Below are 23,691 nucleotides of genomic sequence, written 5' to 3'. Positions count from 1 at the left end.
TTAAGCCTTTCGTTCTGCACAGATGATTGTTGCGCTGGCGGCCAATTGACCATCAACGGTTGCCTGGCCGGTAACCTTGTACATGCCACGGCGTTCAGAGACAAATTCAATCTCCAGTTCCAGGCGGTCACCCGGAACCACCTGACGCTTAAACTTGACGTTATCAAGGCCAGCAAACAGATACAGGTAACCATCTTCAGGACGGTTGCCTGTCGTTAAAAAGCCATAGACGGCAGTCAGCTGCGCCAGTGCTTCACAAATCAATACACCTGGGAAGATGGCCTTATCCGGGAAGTGCCCCTGAAACATGGCTTCATTGGCGGATACATTCTTAAAGCCCTTGATGCGCTCGCCCGGGGTATATTCGGTCACTCTGTCCAATAACAGAAACGGATACCTGTGAGGCAACAGCTCTTTAATCTGTTCAATATTCAGCGGTAGTTCGATGCTCATCAATCTTCCTTCGTACGTTCTTCTAATGCCTTCAGGCGTTCGTTCATTTTTTCCAGCTGACGGATGCGGGCAACCATTTTACGCCATTCGTTACCATCCTGCGCCGGAATGCCGGAAGCGTAATAGCCGGCCTGGGTTGTGCCCTTAGTCACCATCGACTGACCGGCAAAGAAGCTGCCATCAGCAATTTTCAGGTGACCGGCAAAACCGGACTGGCCACCGATGGTGCAGTTTTTACCAATCTCGGTACTGCCGGCGATGCCAACCTGGGCAACAACAACGGTCTTACTGCCCACCTTAACGTTGTGGCCGATCATAATCTGGTTATCAATAATGACATCGCTTTCAATCACGGTATCGTCAATAGCGCCACGGTCGATGGTGGTATTGGCTCCAATCTCGACACGATCCCCGATCACGGTCCGGCCAATCTGCGCGATTGGATACCAGCCGGTTTCAGTCGGTGCATAGCCAAAGCCATCGCTACCGATGACCGCGCCACTGAAGATCTGGCAGTTCTCTCCAACAACACAGTGATGCGCCAGCGTTACCCGATGGTGTAATCGAGAATGCCGGCCGACGGATGCTTGCTCACCGATAAAACAGTGGGCACCAATGATCACGCCATCGGCAATGACCGCGCCCTTTTCGATAACCGCATAAGGGCCAACGGATACGTTCTCACCAAGGCTTGCCTCGCTATCGATGATCGCCGAAGGATGAATCACCGGCGCAATCTTCGATTCAGTGGCGAAGTAATGGGATATCTTGGCAAAGGCCAAATAGGGGTCATCAACCACCAGAGCAATGCAGCCCTCGGGGCAAAGTTCCGCGTCTTCGCCGGTCACCAGAACCGCACTGGCCTTAGTGGCCGACAGCACACGGCGGTATTTTTTTGATGAGAGAAAAGAGATTTCACCTTCACCGGCAGAATCCAGTGACGACAACGATTGAATAGCCGTCGCCAGCTCCGACTCACTCAGAGCCACCTTCAGGTCTAATTTTTCTGTCAGCGTTTTCAGTGAAACCATTGTTTTCCTCTTTTTTATTATTCGTCGGTAGCGTTAGAGTGACTGTCAGTGAAGCGCTGGTCAAATGCTTCCAGTACCGGCTGAGTGATGTCAGTCAGGGTTGCATTCCACAGCACCGCTTGCGAATCCAGAACGACATCAATCTGCTCGCCCGCAACGTAGTCTTCAACGATTGAGCTGATCGCCGGCTGGTAGTAGCGAATGAACTCGGAACGGCTCTTCTGCTGCGCCTGCTGAATCTGTGCATTGATTCTAGCCATTTCAGACTGGTACGCATTAATTTCCTTCACGAAATTCTGCTTCTCTTCTTCGGTAAGAATGTCAGCATCCGTTTCCAGTCGGCTTTGTCGGGTGGAGACACCCTGCTCCAATTCTTTCAGGCGTGTCTGATGCCCGGCAAGCAGCTCCCGCAGCTGATTGGTTGCGTCTTCGGCAGCCAGGCTTTTAAACAACACTGTCTGGGTATCCATAACGGCTATTTTTGTCTCGGCCCAGGCAACGCTGCCTGCGCAGGCAACAACCAAAATAAGCGCAGTGCGAAACAACTTTTGCATTCTGTTTTCTCCAGTCATTTTTTAAATTAATCCTTACAGTTAGAACGACACACCCAGGCTGAAGGAAAATACCTGAGTATCGTCATCATCCTCGGCATTCAGCGGGAACCCCAGGCTGAAACTCAGCGGTGCAAAGGCCGTAATCCAGGTCAGGTCGGCCCCCACTGAGTAGCGAATCTCACTTAAATCAACGCCCTCAACACAGGTATCGCTGTCATCCGAACAGTTTTCGGTAAAGACGTTGCCCGCGTCCAGGAACAGCGAGGTCCGGAATGCGCTCTGGTCTTTCGCGAACGGCGTTGGCACAAGCAGCTCTGCGCCATATTCGATCTGGATATTACCGCCGATGGCACTGGCGTCGATATCGTCATCAATACTGGTACCTAATGGGCCAAGCGAGTTCGATTCAAAGCCGCGTACCGAGCCGGAGCCGCCGGAATAGAAGTTCTTGAAGAACGGCAATGTATCGTTGCTGCCGTAACCATCGCCGTAGCCTAAATCGGTATGCAGACGGAACGAGAAGTCATCATTGATCGGGAAGTATCGCTGAGCCGCCACCTGCAGCTTGTAGTACTCCAGATCACCCAATGGCATGGCGACTTCAAGGTTGGCACTGATGGAACTGCCATCGGTCGCCTTGATGGTGCCGTTCAGCGTATTGTACGACCAGCCAAACTTGCTTCGAATGATGGTGTAGTCATAGCCGTACTCGTCGGCAAAATCATACATTTCCTGAGAGGAATACTCGTCATCGAGCCACAGCTCTTCATAGCTGGCACCCAGACCGAAGGACACCCGCTGGTTTTCACTTAATGGATAACCCAGAGTCACCAGCGCACCCAATGCATTGGTGGCGTAGGTAGCATCGTCATCATCGTCGTAATCGGTGTATTCGTAGTAGAGATCCAGCCCCAGGCTGACGCCATCGAGTGTGAAGTAAGGGTTTTCGATGCCAATGGAATAGTTCTGAGTATCATCATCGACAGACACCGAGGTGGAGAAATCGAGACCTCTACCCAGGAAGTTATTCTGCGACAGCGAGAAGGCGGCAAAGAAACCGTCTGAATAACCACCGGACAAGCTGATCTGAGAGTTCTTAGCTTCCTGAACGCTCACCACCAGGTCAACCAGGTCGTCACGGCCGGTAATACGCTGTGTCTTGATATCAACCGAGCTGAAATAACCCAGACGCTGCAAACGGCGCTTGGAAAGATCCAGCTTGCTGTTAATCAGCAATGCCCGTTCGTGCTGGCGCAACTCACGGCGAATAACCTCGTCGTTAGTGGCGCTGTTGCCCTGAATCACGATGCGATTGACATAAACCGGCACACCCAGCTGCACCTGAATGATGACCTGAACGGTAAGCGTATCCGGGTCGGTTTTCTGGAAATCCTTCACGCGCGCAAAGGCATAGCCGTTTTCACCAGCCAGTTTATTAATACTGCTGACTACAGACTGCACATCAGACTGAGAATAACGCTCACCCACCTTGATGGTATTCAGCGCTTCGATATCTGCAGTCAGATGCTTCAGATCACCCACAATTTCAACACCGGCGACGTCATACGGCTCGCCTTCGGTGACATTCAGGGCAAGGGTGATGTCTTCTTTGTTCTCAGAGATAGACACCTGTTGCGAGTCTACCTTGAAGTCGAGGTAACCGCGGTCAAAATAGAAATCTTCCAGGCGCTGAACGTCGCCAATCAACGCAGCACTGGAGTATTTATCTTTAGAGCTTAAAAACGCCCACCAGGCAACGTCGTCAGTCTTTTTGATATCAACCACATCATAGAGTTCGATATCGGTGAACACGTTGTTACCGACAAACTCCAGGTACTTCACCTTGGCGACCGGGCCTTCGGTAATTTTCAGCTCAATATCGACACGGTTGCGCGTCAGCGGTGTAATTTCAGCATCTACCCGGGCGTTATAGCGCCCCATAGAGCCGTACTGTCTTTCCATTTCCAACTGAATGTTTTCCAGCAGCGACTGGCTGAAAATTTCACCCTTGGATAAACCGACATCGTCAAAGATGCGTTGCAAGGTGTCATCCGGGAAGCTGCTGTTGCCATCGAAGTCAATGTTTTCAATCGCCGGGCGCTCGACCAAAACAAAGATCAGCGCATCGTCTTCACGGCTCACGTCGACCGAGTAGAAATAACCCAGGGAATAGATGTCGTGAATCCAGCTGCTGGCACTGTTTTCATCAACTGTATCGCCCTCCTGAATAGAAAGCTTACTGAGCACATTACCCAGTGAGACACGCTGCAAACCCTGAACATCAATCTTGTCTACGACAAATGATTCAGCCGCTGCCAAAGCAGACAACCCAACTAAACATGCCGCCAGTGCAGCCTTTCTGAAAACACCCAAGCTTTTATCCTTTTGAACTCAACACAGCCCGTTGACAGGCTGTCTGCATTTATAATTTTTTTAATTGAATAATGTAATAGGGCTACATTATCCGTGTTACATCGTTAAAGAAGGCAACCAGCATGAGCGCAATAATGAAGGCCATGCCGATCTGCATACCAATAATCTGGGCACGCTCCGGCAGTTCACGCCGGAAAACCAGCTCGATACTGTGCATCACTACATGCCCGCCATCAAGTACCGGCACCGGCAGCAGGTTGACGATAGCCAGGCTGATGCTGATAAAGGCCAGAAAGCCGATAAAAACCTCCAAACCGGAGGTCACCGAAACGCCTGCCATTTGCGCCATCGAGATCGGACCACCGATCTGACGCAGTGACACCTTGCCGGTCACCATTTTCCACAACATCTGGTAACTTAATGTCACCATATCGAAAGTATCTTGAAAACCACGAGAAACTGCTTCGATCGGCCAATATCTTGAGGTGATCAGCTGGTTTTCTGCCCAAGAAACCGGTGCCACCGCAGCGCCGACATAACCATAAGTCTGCCCGTCGCGCTCAACAGTACCGGGCGTCACCGTCAGCTGAATGGTCTGGTCGTTGCGCATAACCGTCAAGGCTACCGGCTGATCGGCGCTGCCCTGAATAACATCGACCCAATCCAGCCAACCGGCAACCTCAGTATCATTCGCGGTCAGGATAACATCACCCACCAGCAGGCCATCGCGCGCCGCAGCGCCACCCGGTTCAACCCGGCCGATCTCCGCCGGATATTCCGGCAGACGGGGAGATAACCCCAGCGCTTGCAGCGGGTTAGGAGACTGTTCGTTGGATAGCCAACTTTCAATGGGCAGCTCAACCCTCAGGCTGCGATTACCGCGCTCCACTTCAAGCTGAATGACGCCGGTATCGCCCACTCTGGAGGCAACTGCAAGGTTCATATCGGCGTAGGTCATGACTTCTTTGCCATCCACCCTGCGCACCAGATCGTCACGCTGCAGCTGCACCTCTGCGGCCGGTGTTCCCTGTACCGGCTGATCGATCAGCGGTATCAGATCGCGCACCCCAATCACATACATCAGGCTGAATGCCACGATGGCGAATAACAGGTTGGCAACCGGCCCAGCCAGGGCAATGGCAATCTTCTGTAGCGGCGACTTACGGGTAAAAGCCTGATCTAACTCCGCCTCAGGCACTTCGCCTTCACGCTCATCGAGCATCTTTACGTAGCCACCCAATGGTATCCAGGCGATAGCGAACTCAGTTCCGTGCTTGTCGACCCGTGTCCAGATCGGCTTACCAAAACCAACGGAGAACCTAAGCACCTTAACGCCGCACTTACGCGCTACCCAGAAATGACCGTATTCATGAATGGTCACCAAAATTCCGAGCGCGATCAGCAGCCCAAATACCGAATTAAAAAACTCCACCTTATAACCTCGTTCTAATCAGTTGCTGTGCCAGCAGCCGTGCCTGCTCATCGACTGCGATCAGTTGATCGACTGACGCTACCGGCTCTGCTGAAGTCGCTAACATTACCTGTTCGTTGATCGCCGGAATATCCATAAAACCGATTAGATTGTTTAAAAAAGCACTGACAGTCACTTCGTTGGCGGCATTCAGAACGGCCGGCAGCGTACCACCACTGTTCATGGCGTCCATAGCCAGTCGCAGACAGGGGAACCGGGCAATATCCGGCTGGTCGAACTGCAGCGTTAGCAGCTGGTTAAAGCTGAGATCATCACTGCCACTGGCGATACGCTCCGGATAGGCCAGACCGAAGGCAATGGGCGTTCTCATATCCGGCGCACCCAACTGGGCAAGCACGGAGCCATCGACATAACGCACCATGCTGTGAATGACACTTTGCGGGTGCACAACAACCTCGATATCCGCCGGTTTCAGATCGAACAGCCAGCAGGCCTCGATCAGTTCCAGGCCTTTGTTCATTAGCGAGGCCGAGTCTACCGAGATTTTACGCCCCATAGACCAGTTAGGGTGTGCAACAGCCTGCTCCGGCGTAACGCTTTGCAGCTGCTGCGCTGAAAAATTAAGAAACGGCCCGCCGGAGGCTGTCAACAAGACCGATTTCACCTCAGCCGAGTTCCTACCGCCGGGCAGACACTGGAAGATGGCATTATGCTCGCTGTCGATTGGCAGCAACTGCGCACCGGAATGCTTTACCGCCTCCATCAGCAGATGACCGGCGACCACAAGGCTTTCTTTATTTGCCAGCAACAGCTTTTTACCGGCCTGGGCCGCAGCAATGGAAGACTTCAACCCGGCAGCACCGACGATCGCCGCCATAACCATATCGACATCATCATGGCTGGCAACATCACAGATAGCCTGCTCACCGACCAGAATCTCACAGCTGTGAGCGATCATCGCCGCGAGCTTTACCCGGCTGTCATCATCTGAAACCACCGCGAAAACCGGTTTAAATCGATCAATATCGGCCGCCAGCTGCACCAGATTAGAATGCCCGGTGAGTGCAAAAACATTGAAACGATCAGGATGGGCAGCAATGACATCGAGCGTACTCTGTCCGATCGAGCCGGTTGCACCTAAAACAGTAACGTTCGCTTTGCTCATAAATCAGACAACCATCAGCACAAACCACAGCAATACAAATACTGGCGTTGCGGCGCAGAGGCTGTCGATGCGATCAAGCACACCACCGTGGCCCGGCAACAGCGCTGAGCTGTCTTTGATACCGCGGTTGCGCTTCAGCAGGGATTCAAACAGATCGCCAATCACCGAGATAGCGACCACGGCAGCGGAGATCAGCAGCAACCAGAGCCAGCCCTTGAGGCTGAAACCCGGCAGGAAGAAAAATGCGATACAGACAGAAATCAGCATGGAGGCAGCCATGCCACCGTAGACGCCTGCCCAGGTCTTGCCGGGGCTAACCTTCGGTGCCAGCTTACGGTTGCCAAACGCACGGCCGGCAAAGTAGGCGCCGATATCAGCGCCCCAGACCAGCAGCATCAGCCAGGTCAGCAGCAATGCCGATTGATCCTGATTTTTAAGCCATACCAGCCCCATCCAGAAGCCACCGAGCACAGGGACCAGCGTCGACAGCTTCAGTTTTCGGGAAGAAAGCCATTCAATGCGCTTCGGGTAGCTGATCACCACCACAGAGGCAAATAACCACCACACCAGTGGCACCAGCGATATCAATGGCCAGGCCAGCGAATGCACATCAACAATCAGGTGCAGCACCACAAGCAGCGCAGCCACACCGGCAGCCACACCAAGGCGCGAGATACTTTTCTTGTAGCCCACCAGATTGGACCATTCCCAGGCACCAATCAGCGCGATCAGGGCAATAAAAACCCGGAAACCGGCATCCGGCAGCCAGAAAATCCCCGCCAACATTAACGGAGCTAAAACGATAGCGGTCAAAATACGCTGCAGTAACATTATTATTTTACTTCTCTTGTTCTAATTGATCATCGGTTTTGCCAAAACGCCGAACCCGATGAGAAAAAGCATCAAACGCCCGCATTAAAGACTTCTTGTTGAAATCCGGCCAATATTCATCGGCAAAGTAAAATTCGGTGTAAGCCATCTGCCACAGCAGGAAGTTGGATATACGCTGCTCACCGGCGGTACGGATACATAAATCCGGTGGCGGCAGATCACCCAGCATCACCTGAGCATTCAGGGCTTCTTCGGTAATCTCTTCCGGCTTCAGCTTACCGTCGTGCACCTGCTCAGCAAGTTTCCGCGCCGCCTGAGTAATATCCCAGTGGCCGCCATAGTTCGCCGCAATCGCCAATACCATGCCGGTATTGCCCGCAGTTTTCGCCTCTGCCGCTGCAATGGCCTTCTGTATCGCCGGGCTAAACCCGGTCACGTCACCAATAATGCGCAGCTGCAGATTATTGCTGGCGAGCTTTTTGACTTCCCGATTTAAAGCCATCAGGAATAAGTCCATCAGTGCATTCACTTCATCTTTGGGCCGACGCCAGTTTTCAGAGCTAAAAGCGTACAGCGTCAGAACCTCCACACCCGCCCGGGCGCAGGCCTCGACGGTGCGGCGTACAGCCTTTGCACCCGCCTGATGCCCAGCAATACCGCCCAGCAACCGCTTTTTAGCCCAGCGATTGTTACCATCCATAATAATAGCGACATGCCGGGGAACCGACGTTACAAGCTGATCTGACACTGATACCTTCTCTTAAATCTTCGGCGCTCACCCAAGGGTGCATACCAAACGCTTATTCCATTAAATACAACAAAGGCAACATGACGCCATGTTGCCTTTATATAGACCTGCAATACTGATCAGACTTTCATCAAGTCTGCTTCTTTCTCGACCAGGTGCTTATCAACCTCAGCAATCGCTGCATCGGTCAATTTCTGAACATCTTCTTCGCCTTTCTTGCCTTCATCTTCGGAAAGCTCTTTCTCTTTCACCAGCTCTTTGATGGTGGCATTAGCATCACGACGACCATTGCGAATAGAAACACGCGCCTTTTCGGCTTCGCCACGCGCAACCTTAATCAGCTCTTTACGGGTTTCTTCGGTCAGCATTGGCATAGCCAAGCGGATGTTGGCACCCGCGGTAGCCGGGTTCAGACCAAGGTCAGACTTCATGATCGCCTTTTCAATCGCAGGAACCATTTGCTTTTCCCACGGCACGATAGAAAGCGTACGACCATCTTCAGCGATTACGTTAGCAACCTGCTTAATAGGTGTTTCGGTGCCGTAATAGTCAACGGTGATCTTATCAAGAATCGCCGGATTGGCCCGACCGGTACGGATCTTATTAAAGGCTTCGCCAAGCGCGACAATAGCCTTGCGGTTATGCGTTTCCGCTTCTTGTAGTATTTCTTGAATCATTTACTAAATTCCTTTGTCACATCCACAATTGAATGAAAGTTGATATGTCGATTTCACCCTGGCCTTTCTGACTAATCTGTAGCGGATGGGTGCTGCGGCCACCTATTCTAAGTGGTTTCGTCAGTTTCAAACACAAAAACAATGACATACCTGAAAATTCCGGATGGCACATTATACACACCCGCAACGCCTTTGCCCGCCATCTGAAGCTAAAAACAACGGCCCTGATCAGGCTTGCAACACAGTTCAATTTTCGACAGGCACAAAAAAGGGCGGCCAAGCCACCCTTTCCATTTCACACCAGGCTCGGCCTGTGCAGAATTAAGCGCCTTTAACAGCGGCCGCTACTTCTGCTGCGAAATCAACTTCTTCTTTCTCGATACCTTCACCCACTTCAAAACGGGTAAAGCTGACGATTTCAGCACCAGCTTTCTTCGCCAGAGCACCAACCTTGATGTCAGCATCTTTAACGAAAGGCTGTTCTGTCAGAGAGATTTCAGCTTCGAACTTCTTGATACGACCAATCATCATCTTCTCGATGATCTCAGCCGGCTTGCCAGATTCCTGAGACTGAACGCGAACGATCTCTTTTTCACGCTCCAGAACTTCCGGTGCAATTTCAGAAGGACGAACGAACTGCGGGTTGATAGCAGCCACATGCATAGCAATGTCTTTTGCCAGCTCAGCAGTACCGCCAGTCAGCTCTACAGCTGCGGCAATTCGGCCACCGTGAACATAGGCATCTACAGTCTTGCCTTCGCCGCCAACAAATACGACACGACGTACAGTAATGTTTTCGCCGATTTTCTGAACCAGAGCTTCACGCTGAGCTTCCAGATCACCTGCCATTAACGCAGCAACATCAGTTTCTTTCTTCTCGAAAGCCGCATCAGCAACCTTGTTAGCAAAGCCCAGGAAGTTATCATCACGTGCAACAAAGTCAGTTTCACTGTTGATTTCCAGCAGCATTACTACAGAGTTATCTTCCGCTGTACGGGTAACAATGACGCCTTCAGCAGCAGTACGGCCTGCTTTTTTAGCAGCCTTCAGACCAGAAGATTTACGCAGGTTGTCAATCGCCTGTTCGATGTCACCATCGGTTTCAACAAGTGCTTTTTTGCACTCCATCATGCCCAGACCGGTACGCTCGCGTAATTCTTTTACCATGCTTGCACTAATTGCCATGACCATAGTCCTCAATTCAATTAATTTTGCAAATTATCAATTCAGTATGCTTTTCAAAGTGGAAAAGGGGCCAAGGCCCCTTATCAACTTAACCTTAAACAGACAGCTTACTCAGCTGCTGCTTCGCCTTCTTCAGCCACTTCTACAAACTCATCAGCGCTTGCAGATTTAGCTTCCAGGACTGCATCAGCCATGGAACGAGCGTAAATTTCGATTGCGCGGATTGCGTCATCGTTACCTGGGATCACGTAATCAACGCCATCCGGGTTAGAGTTGGAATCCACAATGCCGATTACAGGAATACCCAGCTTGTTAGCTTCCTGAATAGCGATACGCTCGTGGTCAACGTCAACTACGAACAGCGCATCTGGCAGGCCGCCCATATCTTTGATACCGCCGATAGATTTCTCCAGTTTGGAGATCTCACGAGTCGCCATCAGGCGCTCTTTCTTGGTCAGCTTTTCAAAAGTACCGTCAGATTCCTGAACAGTCAGCTCACGCAGGCGCTTGATAGACTGACGAATCGTCTTGTAGTTAGTCAGCATGCCACCCAACCAGCGGTGAGCAACGTAAGGCATATCAGCACGGGTTGCTTCTTCACGAACGATGTTGCTCGCAGAACGCTTAGTGCCCACAAAAAGAATCTTGTTCTTTTTAGCAGCCAGTTCACCAACATAAGCCAAAGCATTGTTCAGCGCAGGAACAGTGTGCTCCAGGTTGATGATATGAATTTTGTTGCGAGCACCAAAGATGTACTTGCCCATTTTCGGGTTCCAGTAACGGGTCTGGTGACCGAAGTGTACGCCTGCTTTCAGCAGGTCACGCATAGATACAGTTGCCATAAAATCCTCAATATTCGGGTTAGGCCTCCACACACCCCATAATCCAACCCCTTTCGGGCACCCAGAACTATGTGACGGCGTATGTGAGATGTTTTAGTTAATGCTCCCTTCAGGAGCGGCGCGCTTTATACCAAATTTCACCCCGCGACACAAGCAAAGCCAGGGAAGTTTTGCCATCGGAGCCAAGCCAATAACAGCAATTTGTACTAGCCAGGCTATGCATTGCTGCAAGCGGCAAGCAAAACCGTTAGAATCAGCCATTAATTTTTGAATTTGACCTCGGGAGCAACATGGCCGTCATCATTAAAACCCCAGCTGAAATCGAAAAAATGCGCGTGGCCTGCAGACTGGCCGCAGAAGTATTGGAAATGCTGGATGATCATGTCGTACCCGGCGTCTCAACTGGGGAATTAAACCGGATTGCCCATGACTACATCGTCAATGTCCAGGGCTGCATTCCAGCACCACTGAATTATGGCAACCCGCCGTTTCCGAAATCCATCTGCACATCGGTGAACCAGGTGATCTGTCACGGCATCCCCGCAGATGACAAGATTCTGAAAAAGGGCGACATCGTCAATATCGACGTTACCGTCATTAAAGACGGCTACCACGGCGATACCAGCAAGATGTATCTGGTCGGTGATGTACCCGGGCATCTGAAGCGCCTGTGCACTGTGACCCAGGAGTGCCTGTACAAAGCCATCGACATCGTTAAACCCGGCACAACGCTGGGCGATATCGGTCACATCATTCAAACCCATGCCGAGGCCAACCATTACAGCGTTGTCCGCGAATTCTGTGGCCACGGCATTGGCTCCGGGTTCCATGAAGAGCCTCAGGTTTTGCACTATGGCAAGCCTGGCGTCGGACTGGCGGTGAAAGAAGGCATGATCTTCACCATTGAACCGATGATCAATCAGGGAAAAGCTCAGTGTAAAATACTGGGAGACCAATGGACGGTGGTAACCAAAGACCGAAAAGCCTCTGCTCAGTGGGAGCACACTATTTTGGTCACGGCGACCGGCGCTGAAGTGCTGACCGCCCGGAAAGAAGAATCTTTCTAAGTCGCGATTCGTCTCGATTAACAAAGGACCTCAACTTTGGATCTCACCCGATATTCAGATCAAAGCTTGCTTGACGCGCAGGCCATTACTCTGCGCCTGCAGAGTGAGCGCCCCATTCCGGTCTTAAAAGAGTCACTGAAACACCTGACAGCGACCCTGAACGACCGCTACAGCCATGGCGCATCCATTCGCGATCTGGTTTTTGGCCGGGCCGCCGCCATGGATGCCTTACTGCAATGCATCTGGCGCACCTTTGACTGGGTGGATGATGATCAGATCGCACTGATCGCCGTAGGCGGCTATGGCCGCGGTGAATTACTCCCCTGTTCCGACATCGATCTGCTGCTGCTGTTCACTGAAGAGCAGTACATCGATAAAAACGTCGACTCGCTGCAGTCCTTTCTGACCCTGCTGTGGGATATCAAGCTCGAGGTCGGCCACAGCGTACGGACCATCGAGGCTTGCATCACCGAAGCCGCAAACGATGTCACCATCACCACCAACCTGATGGAGTCACGGGCGCTGGTCGGTAACGCATCGCTGAGAGAGACGCTCAACAACGCAGTCGGCCCCGATAAAATCTGGCCCAGCAAAGACTTTTACCAGGCCAAAATTCAGGAGCAGGAAGAGCGCTACCAGAAGTTTAACAATACCGAATACAACCTGGAGCCAAACGTCAAGGGCGGCCCCGGCGCACTGCGCGATATTCAGAACATCGGTTGGGTTGCCAAACGCCATTTCGGTGATTCCTCGCTGGCCGATCTGGTCAGCCGCGATTTTCTGACCGATGCCGAGTATCAGGATTTAATACAGGGCCAGGATTTTCTCTGGCGGGTGCGCTATGCGCTGCACATGATTACCGGCCGGGAAGAAGACCGTCTGCTGTTTAACCTGCAGGAACAGGTCGCAGAAATCTTCGGCTATACCGAACGTGGGGGCCAGCTGGCCGTTGAGCACCTGATGCAGGACTACTTCCGTAAAGTATTCCGGCTGAACACCCTGAACACCATTCTGCTGCAGCATTTCGATCAAACCATTCTCAACGAATTCAAAACCGATCAGGTTACCCCGATCAATTCCCGCTTTCAGATTCGCAACGATTACATCGAAGTCACCAACGACAATGTATTCCAGCGTAAGCCGTCTTCCTTGATGGAAATCTTCGTGCTGTGCGCGCAAAACGAAAGCATTAAAGGCATCCGCGCCAGTACCATGCGCCTGCTGTTTGCCAGCCGTGATCTGATCGACGGTGCGTTCCGTCAGGATATACAGAACATCTCCTTCTTTATGGAGCTGCTACGCAGCCCCAACGGTGTGTTTCACGGCCTGATGCGCATGAACCGCTACGGCATTCTCGGGCTTTACCTGCCGGAGTTCGGGCGTATTGTTGGCCAGATGCAGTTCGACCTGTTCCATGTTTATACCGTCGATGCCCATACCCTGCTGACCATCCGCAACCTGCGCAGTTTCCGCCACGCCAACAACACTCAGCGTTTTCCTATCGCCACCAGCATCATCCACCAGCTGCCCAAGCTGGAGCTGGTCTACATTGCCGCGCTCTATCACGATATCGGCAAAGGCCGTAATGCAGACCACTCTCAGGAAGGTGCCAAGGAAGTCCGTCGCTTTGCCCAGCGCCATCGCTTGTCTCACTGGGAAACAGAACTGGTTGTCTGGCTGGTACAGAATCACCTGTTGATGTCGATGACGGCTCAGCGCGAAGACATCTCCGACCCTGAAGTGATCAATCACTTTGCGCAGGAGATCGGCGATATTCAGCACCTGAACTACCTCTATGTACTGACAGTCGCCGATATCTACGCCACCAATCCCAACCTGTGGAACAGCTGGCGGGCCGCACTGATAGAGCGCCTGTATAAAGAAGCGCAGCGCGCATTGCGACGTGGCCTGGAAAACCCGGTCAACAAAGATGAGTTGATTCACGATACCCAGGAAGCGGCCATCGAGCTGCTGGAACAGAGTGGTATGAGCCGCGAAGACGTATTGAGCCTGTGGGACAACTCACAGGATGACTACTTCCTGCGTGAAACCCCAGAAAACATCGCCTGGCACACCCAATCCATCGCCAACCACGGCCGCAACGTGCCATTGGTACTGATTAAGGAAACCGATCAGAAGCGCTTTGCCGGGGGTACTCAGGTGTTCATCTATGCACCCGACCGACCGCACCTGTTTGCCGATATTGCCGCCACGCTCGACACCCTGAATCTGGACATTCAGGACGCCCGCATCATGACCTCATCAACCTCCGATTTCAGCCTGGATACCTTTATCGTGCTGGAACGCGATGGTCAGAGCATCGGCAATAACGAACAACGGCTGTTTGAGATTCAGCATAAGCTGCTGCTTGAAATTCAAAACCCGCACGACTCTCCGCTGCCAAACCGGCGCATTACCCGTCAGCTGAAGCACTTCAAGGTGCCTGCCGAAGTGACGGTCAGTAACGATATGGTTAACAACCGCACCATTGTTGAAGTGATGGCAGCCGACCGTCCGGGGCTGCTTGCCGATATTGGCCGCTGCTTCCGACGCCTGAACCTGACCCTGCTGAGTGCGCGCATTTCCACCCTCGGTGAGCACGTGGAAGACGTCTTTTTCATTCTCGATAAAGACGGCAATCAATTAAGCGACCTGAAAGATGTTCAGACCCTACAGTCTGAATTACTCGAAACCATTTCCGAAGCGATGGAAAGATGAACCCCAATCTAGCAAAACTACAGCCCTACCCGTTTGAAAAACTGCGCGCGCTGACTGCCGACGTGCAACCTGCCGATCTCAGCCCGGTATACTGGGGTGTGGGTGAACCCAAGCACGAACCGCCGGAATTTTTCCGTCAGGTCATGATAGAGAGCATGGCCGGGTTTTCGAACTACCCGGCCACAGCCGGCTTGCCGGAGCTGCGCGAAGCCATCGCCAACTGGGTGAAAAAGCGTTTCCAGCTTAGTGAAGAAACCGCCTTCAGCGCCGACGAAAACGTGCTGCCGGTCAACGGCACCCGGGAGGCCCTGTTCGCCATTGTTCAGGCATTGTTTGACCCTAACGCCGATGCAACGGAAGTCTGGTCACCGAACCCCTTTTATCAGATTTACGAAGGCGCAACGCTGCTCGCCGGTGGCTCCCTGCGCTTCCTCGATTGTGTCGCCGAGCACAACTATCAGCCAGATTTCGCCAGCATCAGTGATGATGAATGGCAAAAATGTCAGATGCTGTTCCTGTGTACACCGGGCAACCCAAGCGGCGCAACCCTGTCACTGGCGCAGCTGCAACTGCTGATTAAAAAGGCGATCGAGCACGACATTATTCTGATCAGTGACGAATGCTACAGCGAGCTGTACCGTGACGAGCACAACCCACCGGTTGGCCTGCTGCAGGCCGCCAGTGCCATGGGCCACCATCAGCTGAAAAACTGCCTGGTGTTCCACAGCCTGAGCAAGCGCTCAAACCTGCCGGGGCTGCGCAGTGGTTTTGTCGCCGGTGATGCCGAGCTGATCTCCGCCTTTATGAAGTACCGCACCTATCACGGCTGTGCAATGCCGGTGCCAAACCAGCGCGCCTCTATTGCCGCCTGGAATGATGAAGCCCATGTGATTGCCAACCGTGCACTCTACAACCAGAAGTATCAGGCGGTGGTTGGTGAACTGAAGTCAGTGCTGCCGCTGACCATTCCTGAAGCCAGCTTCTATCTGTGGCCTAACCTCCAGGAAGATGACGAACAGGTCGCCCGCCGCTGGCTGGAGCTGGCCAACATTCGGGTGTTGCCCGGTCAGTACCTGTCCCGATCGGTCAATGGCTTTAACCCCGGCTACGGTCATGTGCGCATCGCACTGGTGGCCACGCTGGATGAATGCGTCGAAGCGGCACAACGCCTTAAGAAGATTTTGTAACGGATATAAAGATGATTAAGATTTATGGCATCCGCAACTGCGATACCCTAAAAAAAACGCTCAAGTGGTTTGAAGCCAACAACGTTGAGTTCCAGTTCATCGACTACAAAAAACAACCGCCGGAAGAGCCGCTGGCCAGAGCGTTTATCGACGCTCACGGCTGGGAAACCGTCATCAACAAGCGGGGCACCACCTGGCGCAAGCTGGATGACGAAACCAAAAACGCTGTAACCGACGAAACCGCTGTTTCGCTGATCATGCAGCACCCCTCAATGATAAAACGGCCAATCATTGAACAAGACGGTAGGTTCCTGATTGGCTATGACGAAACACAATTTGCTCAGTTTATTTAATGGAGAAAAGCATGACTTATTTCGCGATGGCACTGGGTACGAGCACCCGCAACAAAGATGGCAAAATCATCGAAGCCTGGTACCCGCAGCCGCTACTGAACCCGACCGATGCTCTGATCGAGGAAACGTCGGTCATTGTTAAGCATGATTCCGGAAATAAGGTGCATGTTCTTGAAAAAGAACACTACGACGCATTAGCCGCGCTGTTCGAAAAGAATGACCTGGCGCTGAATGCCAGCCTGCTAAAGGCAGCGAAAGACAGCGATCAGACGCTGGTTCTGACCATTCTTGAAACCGACGCTGCACCCTCCTGCGTTGCCGAAGGTTACCTGAAGCTGCACCTGCTTTCTCACCGCCTGGTTAAGCCACAGCAGGTTAACCTGGATGGCCTATTCGGCGTACTGCACAACATTGCCTGGACCAACGAAGGCCCGATTGATATTCCGGAACTGCCGGAACGTCAAATTCAGGCTCGCATCGCCGGCCGAGTTCTGGAGGTCAACTGCATCGACAAATTCCCGAAAATGGCTGACTACGTTGTACCTTCCGGCATCCGTATTGGTGATACCGCCCGTGTCCGCCTGGGTGCACACCTGGGTGAAGGCACCACCGTCATGCACGCCGGCTTCGTCAACTTCAATGCCGGCACAGAGGCTGTTTCTATGATTGAAGGCCGTGTCTCGGCAGGCGTTCTGGTTGGAAACGGTTCAGATGTGGGCGGCGGCGCATCCATCATGGGTACGCTTTCTGGCGGTGGTAAAGAAGTGGTTTCTCTGGGTGAGAACAGCCTGCTCGGCGCTAACGCCGGCACCGGTATTCCACTGGGCGACCGCTGCACCATCGAAGCTGGTCTGTACATTACTGCAGGTACCAAGGTTACTATGCTGGATTCCAACAAAGAACCAACAGGGGTTGTTAAAGCCCGTGAACTGGCGGGCAAATCTGACCTGCTGTTCTGGCGTAACGCTCAGACCGGTCGCGTTGAGTGCCTGACCAACAAGTCTGCTATCGAGCTGAATGCCGACCTGCATTCACATAACTGATCGGTAACCTGAACGACCGATCACCACCATTGCCCCTGTTTATCAGGGGCAATGTATTTTCAGCGCAAGGATTTGCCGATGCCCTCCTGTTCTACCGAAATCAACGGCCTGAAGCTGTTGCATGCAAACCCCTGCTACGCACACGATGTCTTTGCCACCGTTGCAGATAACCGCAGCTACCTGCGCCAATGGCTGCCATGGGTAGACCCGACCCAAACGGTAGAGGATACCCGCCTGTTCCTGGCAACCTGCCAGCAGAAGTACGCCATGCAAAAGCAATTTACTACGCTGATGTACCTGCACGGTCAGTTTATTGGCATCGCTGGCTATAACGATTTGAATCACGCCAATCACACAGGTGAAATTGGCTACTGGATGGCGATGCACTGCCAGGGCAAGGGCTTTATGAGTGCTGCGGTACGAAAAATTATCGAGCTCGGCTTCAATAACTTCGACCTGAACCGGCAGGTGATTCGGGCTGCGGTGGATAACAAACCCAGCCGCGCCGTTGCCGAACGCTTAGGCTTTACCTACGAGGGTGTTGAGCGGCAATCAGCCAACCTGAATGGCCGCTATCTGGATATGGCTGTCTACAGCCTGCTGAAACAGGAATGGCTTGAGCAGCAACCGGAGGATTGAACTAGAAACCGTTCAATCATAAAGCGGGTGGCTAGCCCGCCTGCCTGGCCCAATTAAATTCCATCTGATGTGCGGTAATATCCGCCAGCTCCTGTGAGACCAGCCTGGCCACCAGATGCAGGCTCATATCAATACCCGCGGTAATACCACCGGATGTCACTATATGGCCCTGATCAACCCAGCGCCGGTCCGGCAATACCTTAACCGCCGGGAACTGTTCGGCCAGCTCTTTCTGATCATCCCAGTGAGTGGTCACTTCCAGCCCGTCGAGTAAGCCGGCCGCGGCCAGCAGAAAAGCACCACTGCACACCGAGCTGACCACAGTGGCCGACTCGCTGACGCTGTCAATCCAGGCCGTTACAGCCGGTTTATCCATTTCATCGTTGTGCACACCGCCTACGACCACCAGCACATCGATATCGGGGTGGCTTTCAAAACTGTAGTGCGGCTGCACCAGGTAGTCGCCACGGGCAATCACCGGCCGGTCGTGCTCGGCAATCAAAAAAACGTCTTCAATAGCGTTCTCTTTTGAAAGCCTCTTTGCGGTTGTAAAGACTTCAAACGGCCCGGAAAAATCCATTACTTCAGCGTTGTCATACACAAAAATAGCTACGTTCATAATCTCTGTCCTTACAATAAAGCCAGGCAACTAATTAGACCTGAGAATCTGCTGAATTACATCGGGAAGCTCAGATAATTTTGTAACTGAGTATTCCGCAGACTCTATATGGGGCCAGTCATGGCTGCCTTCAAACCATACCGGTGTCATGCCGCAAGCCTGGCTGCCCCGGTAATCGTTAACCGGATGATCGCCGACAAAAACCGACTGCTCCGGCACACAGTTCATCGCCGCAATGGCCTGATGAAAGATTGCCGGCTGCGGCTTGGCCACACCAACCTCTTCCGAAACAAGACAGACATCAAAATACCGCGTCAGTTCCAAACGCCGGATCTTTGCCCGTTGACTCTTACGGCTGCCATTGGTGACCAACGCCATAGCGTAGCCTGCGTTCTTGAGTTCATCCAGGCATTCATAGAGTCCATCCATGGGCATGGAATTAAACGGTATCCAACCCTGCCAGTGTTCGATCAATTCCGCGCAGGGCACCGGTTGTTTCCAGATCGGCAGCTCCATCAGCGCCCGGCTGCGGTTTTCATGGCCACCATAGCCACCGGCATCCAACTCGTTCAGCAGCAGACCGAATGCCTGGACATCCATGTGCTCTGCCAGCAGATGTTTAAAATCCTGCAGAAACACCCCGGCATAAGCGGACACCGTTTTGGATCGGTCTGTCAGCGTATTATCCAAATCGAAAAAAACTGTCGTCATTTATTCATTCCCTTGATCAAGATAGCTAGAAAATACTTCCAACGGCGTATCATGGTCTTTGTTGTCGGCATCTGCTATTCATTGTGGCAAGCTTTATTTACAAAAATTTGACCTTTGCTGCAGTACTGGTAAATTCGCCCTAATAAACAGGCAACCTAAAACAACAACAATAACCGACAGTACAACGATAACCGGCAGTAGAACAATAACCCGCAGTAAGGTACACATATGCACACTCCATTCAATTGGCTGCTATTACTTTCTTTATTCCAGCAGATGAGTGTCTTTCTGGTGATCGCCTACCTATTCAGTAAGACGCCCCTTTTCGCGCCGGTGGTGAATGTATCTCTGCGCCTGCCGCATAAAGTCGTCATCTACTTCGTCTTCTCTGCATTCTGTATTCTCGGCACCTATTTTGGTCAGCCGGTATTTGATGCGATTGCCAATACCCGCGCTGTTGGCGCCGTGCTTGGCGGTCTGTTTGGCGGCCCGGTGGTGGGCACACTGGTCGGCTTAACCGGAGGCCTGCACCGCTACAGCCTGGGTGGCTTTACCGATCTGGCCTGTGCTATCTCAACCACCGCAGAAGGCCTGCTCGCCGGCATGGTTCACTTCTGGTTTCACAAGGTCCGGCAATCGCCCAAGGCACTCTACTCGCCCGCACTGGCTCTGGTAGTTACCTTTACCGCTGAGCTGCTGCAGATGTCGATTATTCTGCTTGTCGCCAAACCCTTTGAGCAGGCACTGGGGCTGGTCAACCTGATTGCGGCACCCATGCTGTTTGCCAATTCAATCGGAGCTGCGCTGTTCATGGCGATGATCCGTGACCGCCAATCCATTTACGATAAATTCAGTAGCACTTACTCGGCGAAGGCGCTTAACCTTGCCAGCCGCATGGTTGGGCTGTTCAAGCCCGGTTTCAGCACCGAACAGGCCCGCAAGATGGCCGATATCATTTTGGAAGAAACCGGCGTATCCGCCGTGGCCATTACCGACCGGGAAAACGTGCTGGCCTTCACCGGCATGGGCGACGACCACCACTACACCGGCGAGAAAATTTCCGCGCAGATCACCCTGGATGCCATCGCGGAAAACCGGGTGATGTTCGCCGATGGCATTGAAACACCCTATACCTGCTCGCATTCCGAGGATTGTCCGCTCGGTTCAGCGCTGGTTATTCCGCTGCGCTCTGCCGATGAAGTTATCGGCACCGTAAAGCTGTATGAGTCCAAGCGCCGGTTATTTCTCAACATCAACCACACGCTGGGTGAAGGTATTGCACGCATTCTGGAAGAGCTGATTCTGGTGGGTCGCTACCAGCAGCAGAAGCAACTGCTGACGGAGTCGGAACTCAAGCTGGTGCGTGCGCAAATCAACCCGCACTTTCTGTTTAATGCACTGAACACCATCAGCGCTGTTATCAAGCAGGATGCCGACCGTGCGCGGGAGCTGACCGGTGACCTGGCACGCTTCCTGAGAACCAACCTGAAGCAGAATCAGGATGTCACCACACTGGCGCAAGAACTGGAGCTGACCAACTCCTACCTGCAGATTGAGCAAGCCCGGTTTGCCGAACAGTTGCAGGTAAACGTCAATATCGATGAAAAATGGCTCGATTACAGGCTACCCAGCTTTACCATTCAGCCGATTGTGGAAAACGCCATCAAACATGGCACCTCGCAACAACTGGAAGCCGGCAAGCTCTCTATCTACATCGAGGAGCGCAGCCCCTTCCCGGCACTGATCATTGAAGACAACGCCGGCCTGTACCAGTGCAAAGAGCCGGAAGCCGATGGCACCTTCCGGTTGAGCGAAGACGGCCTGGGCATCAACATCGTCTGCACCCGGCTGAAAAACATGTTCGGCAAGAATGCCCGACTGTCTATTGAATGCGATAAAAATGAATCTACGCGGGTAATCATTCCTCTGACGGAGGCCGTATGCTGAACGCAATCATCGTCGACGACGAACCATTAGCCCGTCAGGAGCTGCGCGACCAGCTCGAACAGGCGGGCAACTTCAGCATTCAGGCCGAGTTTAGTAACGCCATTGACTGCCTGAAAGAGATTCGCAAGCTTAACGCCGATGTGCTGTTTGTTGATATCCACATGCCCAAAATTACCGGCCTGGAGATGGTCAACATGCTCGATGAGCAGGAGCGGCCTCACATCGTTTTCGTTACGGCTTACGATGAGTACGCCATTCAGGCCTTTGAAGACAATGCCTTCGATTACCTGCTGAAGCCGATCGAACCGGAGCGATTACAAAAAACCCTGACCCGGCTGAATCAGGCCGTTTCCCGAAAGACCAACCAGAACATCCCGGCCCAACCCTTAACGCTGATTCCCTGCTACCAGCAAAATAAGGTTCGGCTGGTACAGCTCAGTGATGTTAATTATGCCTTCAGCGATTTAACCGGTGTTCATATCGGCACCCAGGCCGGCGAATACCATACCCAGCTAACCCTCTCAGTACTGGAAGAAAAAACTGAACTGGTTCGCTGCCACCGGCAACACCTGGTACACCCGCAGGCGATTTCCGAGATTGAACTGCTCGATAATGGCTCGGCTAACCTGCTGACCAAATCCGGGAAGTCGTTGCCGGTCAGCCGCCGTTACCTGAAAGAGTTGAAAGCGCTGTTTGGCATTTGACGGTGGAACAGTATTCAGTTGGAAAAAGTTCAGTTTTTTGTAAAGAAAATGAGTGAAAGCTGATAACTTTTCTCGTTCTTTATGCTAATCTTCCGGCACTTTTTTCATCTATTGAAGTCTGAGTATCATGTTTTTTGGCAGGTCTTTTCCCCGCGCTGCTGCTGTTCTGCTGACCCTTAACACATCCTTCCTACCGCTGGCGCACGCCATAGATTTAGGCAGTGACCAATTGCGTCTGCATGGTTTTGGTTCACTGGCGGTCACCCACTCCGGTGATGGTGAAATTTACTTTCCTTATTACCTGACGAAGGAAGAAATGGATGAGGCGGGTACCTATTTCGATGAATCCCTGCTCGGGTTGCAGCTGGATGCCACACTGACCGATTCACTGGAAGCGACCTCGCAGGTCATCGTCCGTAACCGTAAAGACGATTCACTGGAAAACTCTCTGGAACGCGTCTCGATCAAATACGCCAATGGCGGATTTCTGGCCCGTGTCGGCCGCATTGGCATGAATATATACACCCTTTCCGAATACCGCGATGTCGGCTTTGCCTACACCTGGGCGCACCCGTCGATGGAGTTCTATGGCCAGTTTGGTATGGACTATTTCGATGGTGCCGAGGTTGCCTACAGCTTTCAGCTGCCCGCCGGTACTTTACAGGCCAGTGTCTATGGTGGTCAGGCCACGCAGGAGTTCGGCGGCTCAACCGAGCTTGATTACACCGATCTGCTCGGCAGCACGCTGATCTGGAGTCACAACAGCTGGGTGATTCGGGGCGGCTGGTTCCGTGGCACGATCGATGGTGACCTTCAGTCCTTTGCCAATATCAGGGCTGGCTTGCAGAGCGCGGTTGAATTCAGCGACAGCTACAGCGTGGAAACCTGGGCTGAAGCCGAAGCCCTGATCGATGATTTTGAAATTGATGGCACAGACATCAACTACACCTCGCTCGGTGTTACCTACGATGCCTACCCGTGGTTGATTGAATCTGAACTAAGCTATACAGACTTGGAAGCTGAAGCCCTTTCCGGGTTCTTCAGTGGCTATATCAGCACCGGATATTCATTTGATGTGATCACGCTGTTTGCTATGGCGGGCTTCATTGAGCCGGCTGAGGAACGAAAGGTGGTATCGGATGTCGAAACACTGAGCGGGCCTTACGCTTCGTACCAGGAAGAACTTGAAGCGTTGCAGCAAGGGGTTCAAAGCGCCTACAACAACAGGGTTGACCAAAACAGCCTGTCTATTGGTATGCGTGTAGATGTCCGCCAGAACATGGCCATTAAGCTGCAATGGGATCACACCTGGATTGACGAATACGGCAATGGCCTGTGGTACAGAGACAAAGAAAACGAAGATAAAACCGAAGTGGATACACTTTCACTGAAACTGGATTTTGTTTTTTAGA

At 52.5% G+C, this 23,691-nt stretch carries 22 protein-coding genes; 9 read left to right on the top strand and 13 right to left on the bottom strand.

Translation table 11 applies throughout. The annotated features are described in order from the left end of the window. The 11 genes from fabZ to rpsB form a co-directional block, all read right to left on the bottom strand. Positions 1 to 453: a 3-hydroxyacyl-ACP dehydratase FabZ gene (gene fabZ, locus BCF53_RS10485; RefSeq protein ID WP_132701690.1), complete on the bottom strand. Its 453-nt coding sequence runs from the start codon at positions 451 to 453 to the stop codon at positions 1 to 3. Then, positions 453 to 1,484, bottom strand: coding sequence for a UDP-3-O-(3-hydroxymyristoyl)glucosamine N-acyltransferase (gene lpxD, locus BCF53_RS10480; RefSeq protein WP_132701689.1), 1,032 nt, complete (start codon positions 1,482 to 1,484; stop codon positions 453 to 455). Before lpxD ends, fabZ begins: the two co-directional genes overlap by 1 nt. 17 nt (positions 1,485 to 1,501) lie before the next feature. Then, the gene (locus BCF53_RS10475) at positions 1,502 to 2,038 is read right to left on the bottom strand and encodes an OmpH/Skp family outer membrane protein (protein WP_165901884.1); all 537 of its coding nucleotides are present in this window, start codon (positions 2,036 to 2,038) and stop codon (positions 1,502 to 1,504) included. 39 nt (positions 2,039 to 2,077) lie between these two features. Next, positions 2,078 to 4,411: an outer membrane protein assembly factor BamA gene (gene bamA / locus BCF53_RS10470; RefSeq protein WP_132701687.1), complete on the bottom strand. Its 2,334-nt coding sequence runs from the start codon at positions 4,409 to 4,411 to the stop codon at positions 2,078 to 2,080. Positions 4,412 to 4,493: 82 nt separating this feature from the next. Next, positions 4,494 to 5,843 (bottom strand): RIP metalloprotease RseP, encoded by a 1,350-nt coding sequence (rseP, locus tag BCF53_RS10465; protein WP_132701686.1) that lies wholly within the window; start codon positions 5,841 to 5,843, stop codon positions 4,494 to 4,496. Between the two features lies 1 nt (position 5,844). Next, a complete protein-coding gene (ispC, locus tag BCF53_RS10460) occupies positions 5,845 to 7,008 on the bottom strand; it encodes a 1-deoxy-D-xylulose-5-phosphate reductoisomerase (protein WP_132701685.1) in 1,164 nt (387 codons plus the stop codon). A gap of 3 nt (positions 7,009 to 7,011) precedes the next feature. Beyond that, positions 7,012 to 7,821, bottom strand: coding sequence for a phosphatidate cytidylyltransferase (locus BCF53_RS10455; RefSeq protein WP_243645813.1), 810 nt, complete (start codon positions 7,819 to 7,821; stop codon positions 7,012 to 7,014). 25 nt (positions 7,822 to 7,846) lie between these two features. Beyond that, positions 7,847 to 8,587 (bottom strand): isoprenyl transferase, encoded by a 741-nt coding sequence (locus BCF53_RS10450; RefSeq protein ID WP_279389134.1) that lies wholly within the window; start codon positions 8,585 to 8,587, stop codon positions 7,847 to 7,849. Positions 8,588 to 8,706: 119 nt separating this feature from the next. Beyond that, on the bottom strand, positions 8,707 to 9,264 hold the full coding sequence (gene frr, locus BCF53_RS10445; RefSeq protein WP_132701683.1) for a ribosome recycling factor: 558 nt from the start codon (positions 9,262 to 9,264) through the stop codon (positions 8,707 to 8,709). A gap of 321 nt (positions 9,265 to 9,585) precedes the next feature. Next, positions 9,586 to 10,449 carry a translation elongation factor Ts gene (gene tsf, locus BCF53_RS10440; RefSeq protein WP_132701682.1) on the bottom strand — a complete coding sequence of 288 codons (864 nt, stop codon included), beginning with the start codon at positions 10,447 to 10,449 and terminating at the stop codon, positions 9,586 to 9,588. 107 nt (positions 10,450 to 10,556) lie between these two features. Beyond that, positions 10,557 to 11,291 (bottom strand): 30S ribosomal protein S2, encoded by a 735-nt coding sequence (rpsB, locus tag BCF53_RS10435; protein ID WP_132701681.1) that lies wholly within the window; start codon positions 11,289 to 11,291, stop codon positions 10,557 to 10,559. A 290-nt stretch (positions 11,292 to 11,581) separates the two neighbouring features. On the opposite strand from rpsB, the gene map reads away from it, so the two are divergent. The 6 genes from map (at position 11,582) to BCF53_RS10405 (ending at position 18,298) form a co-directional block, all read left to right on the top strand. Beyond that, positions 11,582 to 12,358, top strand: a complete 777-nt coding sequence (gene map, locus BCF53_RS10430; protein ID WP_132701680.1) for a type I methionyl aminopeptidase — start codon at positions 11,582 to 11,584, stop codon at positions 12,356 to 12,358. A 36-nt stretch (positions 12,359 to 12,394) separates the two neighbouring features. Then, complete coding sequence (gene glnD, locus BCF53_RS10425) at positions 12,395 to 15,076, top strand: [protein-PII] uridylyltransferase (protein ID WP_132701679.1); 2,682 nt, start codon at positions 12,395 to 12,397, stop codon at positions 15,074 to 15,076. Beyond that, positions 15,073 to 16,263 carry a succinyldiaminopimelate transaminase gene (gene dapC, locus BCF53_RS10420; RefSeq protein ID WP_132701678.1) on the top strand — a complete coding sequence of 397 codons (1,191 nt, stop codon included), beginning with the start codon at positions 15,073 to 15,075 and terminating at the stop codon, positions 16,261 to 16,263. Before glnD ends, dapC begins: the two co-directional genes overlap by 4 nt. Before the next feature lie 11 nt (positions 16,264 to 16,274). Next, on the top strand, positions 16,275 to 16,616 hold the full coding sequence (locus tag BCF53_RS10415; RefSeq protein WP_132701677.1) for an ArsC family reductase: 342 nt from the start codon (positions 16,275 to 16,277) through the stop codon (positions 16,614 to 16,616). A gap of 11 nt (positions 16,617 to 16,627) precedes the next feature. Further along, on the top strand, positions 16,628 to 17,659 hold the full coding sequence (gene dapD, locus BCF53_RS10410; protein WP_132701676.1) for a 2,3,4,5-tetrahydropyridine-2,6-dicarboxylate N-succinyltransferase: 1,032 nt from the start codon (positions 16,628 to 16,630) through the stop codon (positions 17,657 to 17,659). Between the two features lie 78 nt (positions 17,660 to 17,737). After that, positions 17,738 to 18,298 (top strand): GNAT family N-acetyltransferase, encoded by a 561-nt coding sequence (locus BCF53_RS10405; protein WP_165901883.1) that lies wholly within the window; start codon positions 17,738 to 17,740, stop codon positions 18,296 to 18,298. 31 nt (positions 18,299 to 18,329) lie between these two features. Here BCF53_RS10405 and BCF53_RS10400 read toward each other — a convergent pair whose 3' ends face one another. Then, positions 18,330 to 18,917 (bottom strand): DJ-1/PfpI family protein, encoded by a 588-nt coding sequence (locus BCF53_RS10400; protein ID WP_132701674.1) that lies wholly within the window; start codon positions 18,915 to 18,917, stop codon positions 18,330 to 18,332. A gap of 30 nt (positions 18,918 to 18,947) precedes the next feature. After that, entirely contained in the window at positions 18,948 to 19,628 is a 681-nt protein-coding gene (locus tag BCF53_RS10395) for an HAD family hydrolase (protein ID WP_132701673.1), read from the bottom strand. Between the two features lie 228 nt (positions 19,629 to 19,856). On the opposite strand from BCF53_RS10395, the gene BCF53_RS10390 reads away from it, so the two are divergent. The 3 genes from BCF53_RS10390 to BCF53_RS10380 all read left to right on the top strand — a co-directional run bounded on the left by BCF53_RS10390 (position 19,857) and on the right by BCF53_RS10380 (position 23,690). Next, positions 19,857 to 21,575 (top strand): sensor histidine kinase, encoded by a 1,719-nt coding sequence (locus BCF53_RS10390; protein ID WP_132701672.1) that lies wholly within the window; start codon positions 19,857 to 19,859, stop codon positions 21,573 to 21,575. Next, positions 21,569 to 22,279, top strand: a complete 711-nt coding sequence (gene btsR, locus BCF53_RS10385) for a two-component system response regulator BtsR (protein WP_132701671.1) — start codon at positions 21,569 to 21,571, stop codon at positions 22,277 to 22,279. Before BCF53_RS10390 ends, btsR begins: the two co-directional genes overlap by 7 nt. A gap of 127 nt (positions 22,280 to 22,406) precedes the next feature. Continuing rightward, a complete protein-coding gene (locus tag BCF53_RS10380) occupies positions 22,407 to 23,690 on the top strand; it encodes a hypothetical protein (RefSeq protein ID WP_132701670.1) in 1,284 nt (427 codons plus the stop codon). Position 23,691: the final 1 nt, after the last annotated feature.

Source organism: Reinekea marinisedimentorum, from assembly GCF_004341165.1.
GTDB classification, from domain to species: Bacteria; Pseudomonadota; Gammaproteobacteria; order Pseudomonadales; family Natronospirillaceae; genus Reinekea; species Reinekea marinisedimentorum.
Note: the sequence above shows the minus strand (reverse complement) of the source record. Positions and strands in the feature narration are given on the sequence as shown.